13 protein-coding genes and 1 riboswitch are annotated in these 14318 nt (G+C 75.5%); of the genes, 4 read left to right on the forward strand and 9 right to left on the reverse strand.

The window, feature by feature from the left end:
- Positions 1-2 precede the first annotated feature (2 nt).
- Positions 3-1106 (forward strand): ABC transporter ATP-binding protein, encoded by a 1104-nt coding sequence (locus tag ACI790_RS10565; protein WP_456569743.1) that lies wholly within the window; start codon positions 3-5, stop codon positions 1104-1106.
- A 79-nt stretch (positions 1107-1185) separates the two neighbouring features.
- A complete protein-coding gene (locus ACI790_RS10570; protein WP_456569744.1) occupies positions 1186-2151 on the forward strand; it encodes a zinc-binding dehydrogenase in 966 nt (321 codons plus the stop codon).
- Positions 2152-2247: 96 nt separating this feature from the next.
- On the opposite strand, the gene ACI790_RS10575 is transcribed toward ACI790_RS10570, so the two are convergent.
- The 5 genes from ACI790_RS10575 to lepA all read right to left on the reverse strand — a co-directional run bounded on the left by ACI790_RS10575 (position 2248) and on the right by lepA (position 7674).
- Positions 2248-2562: a DMT family transporter gene (locus ACI790_RS10575; RefSeq protein WP_456569745.1), complete on the reverse strand. Its 315-nt coding sequence runs from the start codon at positions 2560-2562 to the stop codon at positions 2248-2250.
- Between the two features lie 11 nt (positions 2563-2573).
- A riboswitch (guanidine-III (ykkC-III) riboswitch) is annotated at positions 2574-2639 on the reverse strand.
- Between the two features lie 43 nt (positions 2640-2682).
- Positions 2683-4434 carry an MFS transporter gene (locus ACI790_RS10580; RefSeq protein WP_456569746.1) on the reverse strand — a complete coding sequence of 584 codons (1752 nt, stop codon included), beginning with the start codon at positions 4432-4434 and terminating at the stop codon, positions 2683-2685.
- On the reverse strand, positions 4403-5107 hold the full coding sequence (locus ACI790_RS10585; protein WP_456569747.1) for an LppX_LprAFG lipoprotein: 705 nt from the start codon (positions 5105-5107) through the stop codon (positions 4403-4405). The genes ACI790_RS10580 and ACI790_RS10585 overlap by 32 nt, the downstream gene beginning before the upstream one ends.
- A 66-nt stretch (positions 5108-5173) precedes the next feature.
- The gene (locus ACI790_RS10590; protein ID WP_456569748.1) at positions 5174-5800 is read right to left on the reverse strand and encodes an MOSC domain-containing protein; all 627 of its coding nucleotides are present in this window, start codon (positions 5798-5800) and stop codon (positions 5174-5176) included.
- 23 nt (positions 5801-5823) lie between these two features.
- On the reverse strand, positions 5824-7674 hold the full coding sequence (lepA, locus tag ACI790_RS10595) for a translation elongation factor 4 (protein ID WP_456569749.1): 1851 nt from the start codon (positions 7672-7674) through the stop codon (positions 5824-5826).
- A 212-nt stretch (positions 7675-7886) separates the two neighbouring features.
- Here lepA and rpsT point away from each other — a divergent pair, with 212 nt between their 5' ends.
- On the forward strand, positions 7887-8147 hold the full coding sequence (rpsT, locus tag ACI790_RS10600) for a 30S ribosomal protein S20 (RefSeq protein ID WP_456569750.1): 261 nt from the start codon (positions 7887-7889) through the stop codon (positions 8145-8147).
- 102 nt (positions 8148-8249) lie between these two features.
- On the forward strand, positions 8250-8837 hold the full coding sequence (locus tag ACI790_RS10605) for an RBBP9/YdeN family alpha/beta hydrolase (protein ID WP_456569751.1): 588 nt from the start codon (positions 8250-8252) through the stop codon (positions 8835-8837).
- Positions 8838-8884: 47 nt separating this feature from the next.
- Here the strand turns inward: ACI790_RS10605 and holA are convergent, their stop codons facing one another.
- The 4 genes from holA to ACI790_RS10625 all read right to left on the reverse strand — a co-directional run bounded on the left by holA (position 8885) and on the right by ACI790_RS10625 (position 14256).
- A complete protein-coding gene (holA, locus tag ACI790_RS10610; protein WP_456569752.1) occupies positions 8885-9886 on the reverse strand; it encodes a DNA polymerase III subunit delta in 1002 nt (333 codons plus the stop codon).
- Between the two features lie 12 nt (positions 9887-9898).
- The gene (locus tag ACI790_RS10615; protein ID WP_456569753.1) at positions 9899-12334 is read right to left on the reverse strand and encodes a ComEC/Rec2 family competence protein; all 2436 of its coding nucleotides are present in this window, start codon (positions 12332-12334) and stop codon (positions 9899-9901) included.
- On the reverse strand, positions 12331-13212 hold the full coding sequence (locus ACI790_RS10620) for a helix-hairpin-helix domain-containing protein (RefSeq protein WP_456569754.1): 882 nt from the start codon (positions 13210-13212) through the stop codon (positions 12331-12333). The genes ACI790_RS10615 and ACI790_RS10620 overlap by 4 nt, the downstream gene beginning before the upstream one ends.
- A gap of 141 nt (positions 13213-13353) precedes the next feature.
- The gene (locus tag ACI790_RS10625; RefSeq protein ID WP_456569755.1) at positions 13354-14256 is read right to left on the reverse strand and encodes a DegV family protein; all 903 of its coding nucleotides are present in this window, start codon (positions 14254-14256) and stop codon (positions 13354-13356) included.
- Between the last annotated feature and the right edge of the window lie 62 nt (positions 14257-14318).

Below are 14318 nucleotides of genomic sequence, written 5' to 3' on the forward strand. Positions count from 1 at the left end.
CCATGGCGGCGGTGACCTTCGAGGCGGCGAGCCGCACGTTCCCACGCAGCGAACGCCCGGCGGTCGACGCCCTCGACCTGGAGATCGACGACGGCGAGTTCCTCGTCGTCGTGGGCCCGTCCGGCTGCGGCAAGTCCACCACCCTCCGGATGCTGGCCGGCCTGGAGCCGGTCAGCTCCGGGCGGGTGCTGATCGACGGCGTCGACGTCACCGACCGCCGGCCGCGCGACCGCGACGTGGCGATGGTGTTCCAGAGCTACGCGCTGTACCCCAACATGACGGCGGGCGAGAACATGGCGTTCGCGCTCCGGAACCTCGGGGTCGGTCCCGGCGAGATCCGAAGCCGGGTGGCCGAGGCCGCCCGCATCCTCCAGCTGGAGGACCTGCTGGACCGGAAGCCGGCCAAGATGTCCGGCGGCCAGCGCCAGCGGGTGGCTATGGGGCGCGCGATCGTGCGCGACCCGAAGGTCTTCTGCATGGACGAGCCGCTGTCCAACCTGGACGCCAAGCTCCGCGTCTCGACCCGGGCCGAGATCGCGGCGCTGCAGAAGCGGCTGGGCACCACCACGGTCTACGTGACCCACGACCAGACGGAGGCGATGACCATGGGGGACCGCGTCGTCGTCCTGCACGACGGCCGGCTGCAGCAGATCGGCACCCCCACCGAGCTCTACGAACGGCCGGTCAACACGTTCGTCGCCGGGTTCATCGGCTCGCCGTCGATCAACCTCCTCGACGACGTGCCGGTCCGTGACGGGCAGGCGGTGATCACCGACTCCCTGCAGGTGCCGGTTCCCCCGGCCGGGCACGAATCCGGGCCGGTGACGGTCGGCATCCGACCCGAGGGCGTCGATGTCGCCGACGCCGGCCAGGCCGGTGCGGCCGACCGGTTGACCGTGCGGGTCGCCCGCGCGGAGCGCACGGGGTCGGAGGTCTTCGCGTTCGTCCAGCCGGTCGGGCTGTCCGAGGGCGCCCGGTCCCGCGGGGACCACCTCGTCGTCCGCCTGGACAAGCGGCTCGGCGTCCAGGAGGGGACGGAGCTCCCGCTCCGGGTGCACCTCGGGGAGCTGCTGCTGTTCGACCGCGAGGGCGTGGCGATCCGGTAGGGGTTGCCGGGCGCGGGTCGCCGGGGGTTCCCCGGCGACCCGCGTAGCCCTCGACGACGCACTCGGTTAGCGTCCGACCATGCTTGCCGCCTTCGTCTCCGCCCCCGCTCCGAAGGACCCGCTCTCCGTGCTGGAGGTGGGCGACCGCCCCGAGCCCCAGGCACCCGACGGCTGGACGACGATCCAGGTGAAGGCGGTCTCGCTCAACCACCACGACCTGTTCAGCCTGCAGGGCATCGGCCTGCCCGCCGAGCGCATGCCGATGATCCTCGGCACGGACGCCGCCGGCATCGACGAGGACGGCAACGAGGTCGTCGTCCACGGGGTCCTCTCCACGCCCGACTGGATGGGTGACGAGACGCTGGACCCGAAGCGCTCGCTGCTGTCGGAGGTGCACCAGGGGTCGATGGCGGAGAAGGTCGCCGTCCCCCGGCGCAACCTGCTGCCGAAGCCGGCCGACCTCTCCTTCGCCGAGGCCGCCTGCCTGCCCACCGCCTGGCTGACCGCCTACCGGATGCTCTTCGTGAAGTCGGGGCTGCGCCCGGGGCAGACCGTCCTCGTGCAGGGCGCCAGCGGTGGCGTCGCGACCGCCCTGATCGTCCTCGGCCGTGCGGCCGGCTACCGGATGTGGGTGACCGGGCGCAGCGAGGAGAAGCGGGCCGCCGCGCTGGCGCTGGGCGCCGAGCAGGCCTTCGAGAGCGGCGCACGGCTGCCCGAGCGGGTCGACGGCGTGATGGAGACCGTCGGCGAGGCCACCTGGAGCCACAGCATCAAGTCGCTCAAGCCCGGCGGCGTGCTGGTCACCTCCGGCGCGACCACCGGCTTCAACCCCGGCGCCGAGCTCAACCGGGTCTTCTTCACCCAGCTGTCGGTCATCGGCTCGACGATGGGCACGAAGGCCGAGCTCGAGGCGCTCATCCAGATGTGCCGGGTCACCGGCATCCGCCCGCAGATCGACGTCGAGCTGCCGCTGGCGCAGGCCCGCGAGGGTTTCCAGCGGATGCTCGAGGGCCGCACCAACGGCAAGATCGTCTTCACCCTCTGACCGAGGAGCGCCGCCCCCGAGAGGGCAGTCGTGGTCGCCGACCCGCGCGGACGCGCGGGCGGGCGCGACTCCGACTGCCCTCTCGGGCGTCCGGGCTCAGCTGATGACCTTCAGGCCGACGACGCAGCCGACGATCCCCGCCAGCAGCAGCACCCGGACCGGCGAGACCGGTTCCGCGCCGGTGACCATCGAGTAGATGACGGTGAGCGTCACGCCGATGCCCACCCACACCGCGTAGGACGTCCCGAGCGGCAGCTCCCGCATGGCGAGGGCGAGCCCGCCCATGCTCCCCGCCAGGGCGACGAAGAAGACCGCCGTCGGCACGGGGCGGGTGAACCCCACGGAACGGTCCAGGGAGACCGCCCACACCGCTTCCAGCACTCCGGACACGATCAGCACCAGCCACGCCATGACGAGCCTCTCTGGCGCCGTCTTGTCGCACACCGGGTACGGCACCGCTCGTCCGGGAGCCGTGGATCCGGCTCGGGACCAGTGTCCCACCGCCGGCATGCCGACGTCGGCCCGTGCGCATCAGGCCGGCGCTGGACCCCGGACCTGACCGCGCAGCAGCACCAACGCCGCCACCGCCGCCAGCGCGGCCGCGATCGCCGCTCCCGCGAAGACCGTGTGCAGCTGGGTGAGCAGCGCGGCCTCGGTCGCGGCGTCGTAGGCGGCGCAGTCGGCCGGGCTCGCGGGGCACAGCTCCATCGGGGTGCCGATCGCCGCCACCTCGGCGGTGAACCGGCGGAGCGCCACCGCGGTGAGCAGCGACAGCCCCGCCAGCATCCCGACGGTCCGGGCGACGACGGCGAGCGCCCCGGCGCTGCCGTGCACCTCCCCCGGCGTGACCCCCAGCAGGACGGCGTTCACCGGCGCGATCGCCAGCCCGAACCCGAGCCCGGCGGCGGCGAGGACGACGGTCGACCAGGCCCCGTCCAGCGAGCGCTCGTCCCATCCGGTCATGGCCAGGAACGCGACGGCGGTCAGGGCCATCCCGGTGCCGGCGACGAGGCGCGGTGGCACCACCCGGCAGAGCCACCCCCCGGCGACGGCGCCGACCGGCACGGCGACCAGCAGCCGCAGCAGCACCAGGGCCGCACCCAGCTGGTCCCCGGGCGTCGTCGTGGCCCGGGCGAACAGCGGGACGTCGACCAGCGCGGCCACCAGCGCCGCACCCACGAAGAGGTTGACCAGCAGGGCGCCCCACGCGCCGACCGGGCGCAGCGCCGCCAGCGGCAGGACCGGGGCCGGCGTGCGCCGCTCGTGCAGCACGAAGAGCACCCCGGCGACGGCGGCCAGCGGCAGCAGCAGCCAGCCGTGCGCGACGACCTCCCGGGAGGTGTCGGCGGCGGCGAAGGCCCAGACGAGCGCGCCCAGCGCCACCACGGCCAGCGCCGAGCCGGTGACGTCGACCTCGCGGGCGAGCCGGCCCAGCCCGCGCAGCGGCAGCACCGCGCCGGCCGGGTGGGCGAGGCTGCGGGCCGCCAGCGCCGCGGTGGCGAGGACGGTGACCAGCAGCAGCGGGGTGGTCCACGGCCGGCCGTCGGCCAGGGGGACGTAGAGCAGCCCCAGGGTGACGTCCTCGGCCAGCTCCGGGGGCTCGGCCAGCAGCAGGGCCAGTGCACCGGCGGCGACGACGGCGAGCGCCAGGCCCACCAGGTCCGGCCGGCGCACCCGCCCGGTGAGGAGCACGCCGGCGGCGAGGCCGAGCCCCAGCAGCAGGTTGAGCCAGAAGATCGCCCGCCAGTCGGCCACCGCCAGCACCGCGGCGCCCGCCAGCGGGCCCAGCACGGCGCCGGCCTCCTGCACCGCACCGACCACGCCCAGCGGGAGCGCGCGGCGCTCCGGCGGCCAGCGGTCGGCGACCAGCGCCAGCGTGGCCGGCACCAGCCCGCCCGCGCCGATGCCCTGCAGGCCCCGCCCGGCCACGGCGAGCCCGAGCGACTCCGCCGTCGCGGTCAGCAGCGAGCCGAGCGCGAACAGCAGCAGGCAGCCGATGAGCACCGGCACCCGCCCGCGCAGGTCGGCCAGCCGGCCGAGCAGCGGCAGCGTGGCGGTGTAGCCCAGCAGGAAGCCGCCGACGATGGGCGTCGCCTTCTGCAACTCGTCCAGGCCGACGCCGACACCGGTGAGGATGTCGGGCAGCGCCAGGACGACGACGTAGGTGTCCGCGGCCGTGACCAGGACGGCGAGGGTGGCGAGGGCGATCGCCGCCAGGCCCGGAGCCTGCCGGGAGGCGGCGGCCGCGGCCTCAGCCGGTGGCCGGTGCGGTGATCTCGACATCGGCCCCGAAGTCGCTGAGCTCGAGGATGTACGTGGCGTCCTCACCGGCGGCGAAGAACGGACCGGTGAGCTCCGCCCGGCGCAGCTCACCGCTGTCGGCGGCGACGGAGAAGCGGGCCTGCACCGGCTGGGACGGGTCCTCGCTGGCGAACACCTGCTCCACCAGGTCGCCGGGCAGCTCGGCGGTCACCTCGCGCACGACCTCGCCGTCGACGCGGCGCTCCTCCCCCAGCTCCGCCGAGCTCGCCTCGGCCAGGAGCTGCGAGATGCCCGTCTCGGGGTCCAGCAGGTCGCCGGGGTCGCCGAAGCCGAACTGCGCGGGCTCGATCACGCTGAAGCCGCTGGTGAAGGGAAGCTGGGCGTAGACGGTGCCGTCGACGGAGACCACCTCGAGGTCCAGCGTGGAGCCCAGCGCGAGGACCTGCAGCGTGCCGTCGAAGGAGGCCGGGCGGGCGATGTCGCCCTCCCCACCGACCAGCACGGTCCCGGTCGCCGGCGCCCCCTCGCTGTCCAGGACGAAGTGCGCGCTCTCGGCCTCGTCGAGGGTCTGCTTGGCCCGGTCGAGCAGCTCGGCCGCCGACTCCTCCGGCTCGTCCGACCCGCAGCCGGCCAGCACCGGCCCGGCGAACAGCGCCAGCGCGAGCAGCGGCACGCCCGATCGGCGCAGCAGCATGGCGACCTCCCCGTCGCGCGGCAGGACTCCCCGGCCGTCGCGGCGGACACTAGCGCGCCGTCCGGTTCAGCCGCGGACGGCTCGGGCCTCGATCTTCGCTGCGATCTTCGGCTGGTCCTTGACCGGCAGGAAGCCCAGCGCGGGCACGAGCTGCGGCAGCCGGTGCTTCTGCGTCGTGAACGCCCGGAAGGTGAGCCCGATAGTCACCTCGTGCTCGGGGCGCGCCACGATCTGGACGACGTCCCCGGCGCCGAGCTCACCGGTCTCCAGCACCCGCAGGTAGGCGCCGCAGGCGCCGTGGGCGGTGAACCGCTTCACCAGCTGCGGCTCGTCCCAGAACCGGGCGAAGTTGGCGCACGGGATGCGGGGCGCGGTCACCTCGAGCAGGGCGGTCCCCACCCGCCACCGGTCACCGAGCAGGGCGCCGGTGAGGTCGAGGCCCGACGTCCGGAGGTTCTCGCCGAACATCCCGGCCGGGAGGCCGCGCCCCAGCTCCGCGGCCCACCAGTCGGCGTCCTCCTGTGCGTACGCGTAGACGGCCTGCCCCTCGCCGCCGTGGTACCTGCGGTTGACCTGGACGTCGCCGTCCAGACCGAGCTCACCGACGGCGACCCGGCCGGGCACCGGCCGCTTGTGGATGCCGCTGCGGTCGGGCCGGCGGCCGGGCAGCGGGAGGAGGTCCGCCCCCGACACGCAGACGGCCTCGACCCGCCCGATCACTTCGGCTTGGCCGAGGCGGTGGACTCGTTGGTGGAGAGCGCGGCGACGAACGCCTCCTGGGGGACCTCGACGCGGCCGACCATCTTCATCCGCTTCTTGCCCTCCTTCTGCTTCTCCAGCAGCTTCCGCTTGCGGGTGATGTCACCGCCGTAGCACTTGGCGAGGACGTCCTTGCGGATCGCGCGCACCGTCTCGCGGGCGATGACGCGGGAGCCGACGGCGGCCTGGATCGGCACCTCGAACTGCTGCCGCGGGATCAGCTCGCGGAGCTTGCCGGCCATCATCACGCCGTAGCTGTAGGCCTTGTCCTTGTGCACGATCGCGCTGAACGCGTCGACGGCCTCGCCCTGCAGCAGGATGTCCACCTTCACCAGCGCGGACTCCTGCTCGCCGGCCTCCTGGTAGTCCAGGGAGGCGTAGCCGCGGGTGCGGGACTTCAGCGCGTCGAAGAAGTCGAAGATGATCTCGCCGAGGGGCAGCGTGTAGCGCAGCTCGACGCGGGACTCGCTCAGGTAGTCCATCCCGCCGAGCTGACCGCGGCGACCCTGGCAGAGCTCCATGATCGCGCCGGTGTAGTCGCTGGGCGCGATGACGGTGGCGTTGACGATCGGCTCGTAGACGCGGTCGATCTTGCCCTCGGGCCAGTCGCTCGGGTTGGTCACCGTGTGCTCGGTGCCGTCCTCCATGATCACCCGGTAGACGACGTTCGGCGCCGTCGAGATCAGGCTGATGCCCGCCTCGCGCTCCAGACGCTCGCGGACGATCTCCAGGTGCAGCAGGCCCAGGAAGCCGACGCGGAAGCCGAAGCCCAGCGCCGCCGAGGTCTCCGGCTCGTAGACCAGCGCGGCGTCGTTGAGCAGCAGCTTGTCCAGCGCCTCCCGCAGCAGCGGGTACTCGCTCCCGTCGATGGGATAGAGCCCGGAGTAGACCATCGGCTTGGGGTCGCGGTACCCGCCGATGGACTCCGCCGCCGGCTTGCTCGACAGCGTGACCGTGTCGCCTACGCGGGACTGGCGGACGTCCTTCACGCCGGTGATGAAGTAGCCGACCTCGCCGACGCCGAGGGAGCCCACCGGCTTGGGCTCGGGCGAGATGACGCCGATCTCCAGCAGCTCGTGCGTGGCGCCGGTGGACATCATCTTGATCTTCTCGCGGGCGGAGATCCGCCCGTCGACGACGCGGACGTAGGTGATGACGCCGCGGTAGATGTCGTAGACCGAGTCGAAGATCATCGCCCGGGCCGGTCCCTCGGCATCGCCGGTCGGTGCCGGGATGTCGGTGACGATCCGGTCGAGCAGCTCGGGCACGCCGACACCGGTCTTGCCGCTGACCCGCAGCACGTCGTCGGGGTCGCAGCCGATGATGTGCGCGATCTCCGCGGCGTACTTCTCCGGCTGGGCGGCCGGCAGGTCGATCTTGTTGAGGACCGGGATGATCGTGAGGTCGTTCTCCAGCGCCAGGTACAGGTTCGCCAGCGTCTGGGCCTCGATGCCCTGCGCGGCGTCGACCAGGAGCACAGCCCCCTCGCAGGCGGCCAGCGACCGGGACACCTCGTAGGTGAAGTCGACGTGGCCCGGGGTGTCGATCATGTCGAGCACGAACTCGGTGCTGGTGTCCGCGCCGGTCCGCGGCGTCCACGGCAGCCGGACGTTCTGGGCCTTGATGGTGATGCCGCGCTCGCGCTCGATGTCCATGCGGTCGAGGTACTGGGCGCGCATGTTCCGGCCCTCGACGATTCCGGTGACTTCCAGCATCCGGTCGGCCAACGTCGACTTGCCGTGGTCGATGTGGGCGATGATGCAGAAGTTCCGGATGCGGGCCGGATCGGTGGCAGCGGGAGTCGTCACAGTGCCGCCATCGTCCCACGTCCCGGCCCCGGGCCGAAGGCGGGCGCGGCACGCGGTGCGTCCGGGGTGTGCGGTACGTCCCCGGACCGCGGGTTGGGTCCCCGCGCCGACGCTGGTAATCTCGCAGGCCGGTCCTGTGGCGCATGCCCGGACGCCGAACTTTGCACGACTGTCAGAAGTACTCCCTCCTGTCGAGACACCGAGGCTCACGCGTGGCGAACATCAAGTCCCAGTTGAAGCGGATCAAGACCAACGAGAAGGCGCGCCAGCGCAACGTTGCCGTCAAGTCCGCCCTGAAGACGGCCGTCCGGCGCGTCCGCAGCGCCGCCGAGGCCGGGGACGCCGCCGCCGCGAGCGCCGCCTACCAGGTCGCCGCCAAGCAGCTGGACAAGGCCGCCAGCAAGGGCGTCATCCACAAGAACCAGGCCGCCAACCGCAAGTCGGGGCTGGCCAAGCAGGTCGCCGGCCTCTGAGCCGGTGACGCCGCGCCCCCGGCGCGGTCGTAAACGAGCCCCTGTCCCCTCCGGGACGGGGGCTCGTCGCATGTCCTGAAGACGTCCGCTGGAGGAGCACCCGTGGTCGCGCGCCGTTTCCTGGTCTTGCACGGCTGGCAGAACCGCCGGCCCGCGCGCCACTGGCAGTGGCAGCTGGTCGAATCGCTGCGCGCCGCGGGCGAGCAGGTGCTCTACCCGCAGTTCCCCGACCCCGACCGGCCGGTGCTCGCCACCTGGACCGAGCTGCTGCGCGCCGAGCTGGCCCAGCTCGGCACCGGGGAGCGCGTCGTCGTGGCCCACTCCCTCGCCGTGCCGCTGTGGCAGCACGCGGCAGCCCTGCTGACGCCGGAGGAGCGCGTGGACCGGGTGCTGCTGGTGGCCCCGCCCGCGCCCCGGGTGCTGGCCGGCCACCCGGAGGTGGCCGAGTTCGCCGGCCTCGCGCCCGACGCCGCCGTGCTGACCCGCGCGGCCGGGACCGTGCGGCTGGCCGCGAGCGACGACGACCCCTACTGGCCCGAGGGCGGCGCCGTGCCCGTGTACCGGGCGCTCGGCGTCGACACCGATCCGCTGCCCGGCGCGGGCCACCTCGATCCGGACGCCGGATACGGCCGGTGGCCCGCCGTCGAGGCGTGGTGCCGGGACCCGCAGACCCGGCTGACGCCCCGCTGACCCGGCTGACGCCCCGCTGACCCGTCCGACCCCCGCTGACCGCCGGGTCAGCGGCCGGGGCGCACCCGGCCCCGGCCCGTCTCGGCGCGGATGGTGACGATCCGCCGGATGGCCCGCTCGAGCGCGTAGTCCGCGCTCGCCGCGACACCCTTGACATCGGCGTTGAGGGCGGCGGCCACGCCGAGGGCGAGCTGCAGCCCCTCGATGCTCCAGCCGCGCGCCTGGGCCTGCGCCTTCTTGACCTTCCAGGGCGGCATCTTCAGCGTGCGGGCGAGGTCGCCCGGGTTGGTGGAGCTGAGCGAGGCCACCCGCGCGGCGGTGCGCACGCCGTCGGCGATCGCGTCGGCGATCAGCACGTGGGCGACCCCGCGGTCCAGCGCCCACCGGAGCATCTCGATGGAGCCCGCGCGGTCACCGGTCAGCACCCGCTCGGCGACGGTGAAGCCGGTGACCTCCGCCTGCCCGCGGTGGAAGCGTGCGACATCGTCGGCGTCGATGCTGCCGCCGAAGTCGGAGACCAGCTGGCCGGCGGCTGCCGACAGGGACCGCAGGTCGGCGCCGATCGCGTCGACCAGCGCGGTCACCGCCTCGGGGGCGATGCGGCCGCCCAGCCGGCGCACCTCGTTGCGGACGAACGCGATGCGGTCACCCACGGAGCTGACCTTCGGGCACTCGTCGACCGCCGCACCGGCGGCCTTGAACGTCTTGACCAGCGCCTCGTTGCGCTTGCCGCCGGAGTGGACGATGACCAGCGTCAGGTCGGGGTCCGGGTCCTTGGTGTAGGCGGTCAGCGAGTCCGCCAGCGCGCCGGCCGACTCCTGCACCCCGGTGACCACCACCAGCCGGTGGCCACCGAACAGCGACGGCGACAGCACGTCGGCCAGCTGGCCCACGGGCAGCCCGAGAGCGGCCAGTTCGTGCACCTCCGCGTCGGGGTGGCGACCGAGCACGGCGGTGCGCACGGCACCGACGGCGCGGGACCGGAGCAGCTCCTCCTCGCCGATCACCACCCGCAGGCGCGACGTGGGCTCGACGGCAGCGGCAGGCACTCCTGCATGGTGTCACGCGCCCCCGACGGTCCGGGTCACCGCCCACGCTCCGGCGAGGACCGCCGGGTCTGGTGGTCCCGCCGCTCCGGCGGAGACGCCGGCCGCCTTCCCCCGCACGGCGATGCCCCAGTCCCCCGCGCGCCCCACCACCGCCAGGTCGCCGTCCCGGTCGGTGCGGTGCACCCGCATGCCCGCCTCGGCCAGCCAGCGGAGCAGCCGGGGCGCCGGATGGCCGTAGGTGTTGTCCGCCGCCACCGAGATGAGCGCGGCGCGTGCTCCCGTCGCGGCGAGGAAGGCCGGATCGGCGTCCCCGCTGCCGTGGTGCGGGACCTTGAGCACGTCGGCGCGCAGGTCCACCCCGTCGCGCAGCAGCCGGGTCTCGGCCTCGGCGCCGAGGTCACCGGTGAGCAGCACGCGCAGGCCTCCGGGCGCGGTGACCCGGACGACCAGCGACAGGTCGTTGGCCTCGGCGGCCGCGGTGGCCCGTCGCGGGGTGGGCGCGAGCACCTCCAGCTCCACCCCGGCGAGGGCGCGGCGGTCGCCCGGGACGAGCACCGCAGGCGTGCCGCCGGACCGGCGCACCAGCGCGTCGACCGCCGGCCCGCGCTCGTCGGCCGGCGACAGGGTGCCGGTGGCCACCACCCCGACGGCGCGGCCGCGGAAGGCCCCCGCCAGCCCGCCCACGTGGTCGGCGTCCAGGTGGGACAGCAGCACGAGCGGCAACTCCTCGACCCCCAGCCGGTCCAGGCACCGGTCGACGGGGGCGACGTCCGGGCCGGCGTCGACCAGCACGGCCCGCCCCTCGCCCACTGGCAGCACGAGCGCGTCCCCCTGCCCGACGTCGCAGGCGACGAGCACGGCGCCGGCCGGGGGCCAGCCGTCCAGCTGCTGGCGCAGCGGCCAGCCCACGAGCACCAGCCCGACCAGCGCGGCCAGCCCGAGCGGGCGCAGCCGGGGGAACCGCCACAGCACCCCGACCACGCCCAGCAGAATCCCGGCGAGGGCCAGCGCCCCGACCGTGCCGCCCGGCCACCCGGCGACGGCGTCGGGGGCCCCGGCCGCATGCTCCGCCACCACGACGATCCAGCGCACCGGCCACCCGGCCAGCCGGACCAGGACGTCCCCGAGCCAGGGCGCGGCCAGCCCGGCCGGTGCCGCCAGCAGCCCGAGGACGGTCGCCGGGGCCACGGCGGGGGCGGCCAGCAGGTTGGCCGGCACCGACACCAGGCTGACCGTGCCGGTCAGCCCGGCGAGCAGCGGCGCCGTGCCGAGACCGGCGGCTCCGCTGACGGCGACGGCGTCGGCGAGCAGCGCCGGGCAGCCGTGCCGGCGCAGCCGCCGCGCCCACGTCGGGGCGAGGAGCACGATCGCCCCGGTCGCCACGACCGACAGCGCGAACCCCGGGTCGCGGGCCAGCCGGGGCTCGAGGAGGAGGAGCACGGTCACCGCCGCCCCCAGCGCCGGCAGGGCGGCCCGTGCCCGTCCGGAGGCGAGGGCGACGAGGGTGACCGCCCCCATCGCGGCCGCCCGGAGCACGCTCGCGCTCGGCCGGGCCAGGACGACGAAGCCGACCAGCGCCAGCAGCGCGACCAGGGCCTGCACCCGCCGGTCGACGGCGCGGCGGCGCATCGGCCTGAGGACGCCGGCGATCACGATCGCCACGTTGGCCCCGGAGACGGCGGTCAGGTGGGCCAGCCCGGCCCGGCGGAACTCCTCCTCGAGCAGCGGGTCCATGGCGCGGGTGTCGCCGACCACCAGGCCGGGCAGGAGCCCACCGGCCCGCTCGCCGAGCAGCCGGGTGGACGCGGCCGCCAGCGAGTCGCGCAGCGCGCCGGCCGCCCGCTGGCCCGCTCCCGGTGGCGCCAGGCGTTCCGGTGGCCCGCGGGCCGACAGGACCGCGACGACGTCCCGACCGGCCTCCGGGAGCGCGAGCCCGGCCCGCACCCGGAGCTCCTGGCCGGGGAGCAGACCGGCCCACCCCTCGACCGGGGCGAAGACCAGGACCGTGTCGTGCAGCCGGTGGACCCCGGCGCCGTCGGCGAACTCGGTGACGCGGGCGTCGAGGACCATCCGCGGCGCGACCGCACCGGCCAGGAGCCGGGGATCGCTGCGCACGGTCAGCACCACCTCCGCCGTTCCGCCGGCCGTGGCCGCGGCCCGGAGCGGCGAGGCCTCACGCGCCGCTCCCCGCGCCGCGGCGACCGCGGAGGAGGCCGCGACCCCGGCCAGGACGACGAGCACCACCGCGGCCCGGGCGCCACGGGACCGCGCGAGCACCGCCGCCACCCCCAGCGCGCCGCCGGCCAGCGCGAGCAGCATCCGCGGTGCGAGGAACGGGGCGGCCAGCCCCACGGCCCAGACCGCACCCGCGAGCGGCCACAGCCGCAGGTCCAGCCAGCGCCACCGCTCGGCCGGCGGGTCCGGCGCCCGGTGCGGTGCGCCGGTCACACGCCCACCAGGTCGGCCAGCTCTGCCGCGGTGGCCGGGCCGATGCCCGGCACGTCGTCGAGCTCCTCGACACTGCGGAAGCCGCCGGCCCGGGTGCGGTGATCGACGATCCGCTGGGCCAGGACCGGCCCGATCCCCGGCAGCGCGTCGAGCTCGGCCACCCCCGCGGTGTTCAGGTCGACCCGGCCTCCGGCGGCCCCGGCGGGCGCACCGCCGGCCGGGGCGCCGTCCGCGACCGCTCCGGGCACGCCGACGGCGATCTGCTGCCCGTCGGCGAGCGGAGCGGCCAGGTTCACCGAGGCGGGGTCGGCGTCCGGCAGCAGACCGCCGGCGGCCGTGACGGCGTCGGCCACCCGCGCGCCGGGAGCCAGCGTGACCAGCCCCGGCCGCCCCACCCGGCCCACCACCGAGACCACCACGACCGCGGCCGGCTCCGAGGTCTGCCCCGGCGCATCCGTGGGCACGTCCCCGTTCCCGGCTGCCGGGGAGCTGGGCGCCGCACCACCCGTGGTCGTGGCCGGCACCGCCGAGCCGGCCGCGGCCGGCTCGACCCGCGGCCGCTCCCACCACGTCCACCCCACCAGCAGGAGCACCGCCACCAGCGCGGCTGCCCACACCGCGCGGGTGCCCGGCCGGCCGGGGTGCCAGCGCACCGTCGGGCCGGGTGCCCGGTGCCGCCCCACCCCTCCCGGCCGGTCCCGGTCGTCCCCCGCGTCGATCGGCACGGTGACCCGGTCGTCGCCCGGCCACGACCAGCCGTCTCCGTCCTCGTCGTCGGGCAGCCAGCCGCCCGCGGCCGGGCCGGGCTCCGCCAGGACGGCCCGCAGCCGGGCCCGGATGACGTCGTCGGCGTCGTCGCGGCGGAGAGGGAGGCGCACCCCGGCGACGCTAGGAAGACCGCCGTCCCGGCGGAGCCCGTCCGCGGCGATCTGTGGATGCCGGCCCGCCCTGTGGACGCGGCAGGGCCCGTCCCGCCACCGGCGGCGCAGGCTGTGCCGATGCGTGCTCCCCGCTGCGGCTCAGTCCGTCCGGTCGTCGTCCCCAGCCGGCTCGGCTCCCGGCTCCTCCGGCGCGTCGGCGCCGGTGAAGATCACGATCCCGACCGCCCCCGGGCCGACGTGCGCCCCGATCGCCGCGCCCAGCTCGCTCACGTACAGCTCCCGGAGCCGGGGCACCCGCGCGCGGAGCTCGGTCACCAGCCGCTCCGCACGGTCGGCCGCGGCGAGGTGGTGGACGGCGAGGGAGACCTCGCGCTCCCCGGCGTGGTCGACGACGTGCTGCACCAGGCGCCCCAGGGCACGCGCCGAGGTGCGCACCTTCTCGAGCGGCACCACCCGGCCGTCCACGACGTGCAGCACCGGCTTCACCGCGAGCGCCGAACCGAGCACGGCGGCCGCCGAGCCGATCCGGCCGCCGCGGCGCAGGTGCTCGAGGGTGTCGACGACGAACAGGGTGCGGGTGCGCGCCGCCGCCTCCCGGGCGATCCGGTCCACGTCGTCGCAGGCCGCCCCCGCGGCGGCTGCGCGCGCGGCCTCGAGCACGGCGAAGCCGGTGCCCATCGCCGCGGAGCGGGAGTCGACGACCGACACGATGTGCTCCCCTACCTGCGAGGCAGCGACCCGGGCGGCGTCCCAGGTGCCGGAGAGCTCCGCGGACAGGTGCACCGACACCAGCCGGTCGGCACCGGCGTCGAGGGCGGCGCGGTAGGCGGCGAGGAAGTCCCCCGGCGTGGGGCGGGAGGTCGAGACCCGCTGCCCCCGCGACGACAGCGCCTTCGCCACGTCCGCGGAGCTGATGTCCTCGCCCTCGCGGCCCGACCGGCCGGCCAGCACCACGTACAGCGGCACCACGTGGATGCCGTACTCGTCGGCGAGCTCGCGGGGCAGGTAGGCCGTCGAATCGGTGAGGACGGCGACGGGCACCCGGCGAGGCTAGCCGCCTCGCCGGCGCGCGGCCGGACCGGAGCCCTCGCGGGAGGGCCCGC

Source organism: Blastococcus sp. SYSU DS0539 (assembly GCF_054050855.1).

Coding starts and splice junctions, on each gene's coding strand:
- ACI790_RS10565 (WP_456569743.1), top strand. CDS start 3: ATGGCGGCGGTGACCTTCGAGGCGGCGAGCCGCACGTTCCCACGCAGC.
- ACI790_RS10585 (WP_456569747.1), bottom strand. CDS start 5,107: ATGCTGCTGCGCCGATCGGGCGTGCCGCTGCTCGCGCTGGCGCTGTTC.
- ACI790_RS10570 (WP_456569744.1), top strand. CDS start 1,186: ATGCTTGCCGCCTTCGTCTCCGCCCCCGCTCCGAAGGACCCGCTCTCC.
- ACI790_RS10575 (WP_456569745.1), bottom strand. CDS start 2,562: ATGGCGTGGCTGGTGCTGATCGTGTCCGGAGTGCTGGAAGCGGTGTGG.
- ACI790_RS10580 (WP_456569746.1), bottom strand. CDS start 4,434: ATGTCGAGATCACCGCACCGGCCACCGGCTGAGGCCGCGGCCGCCGCC.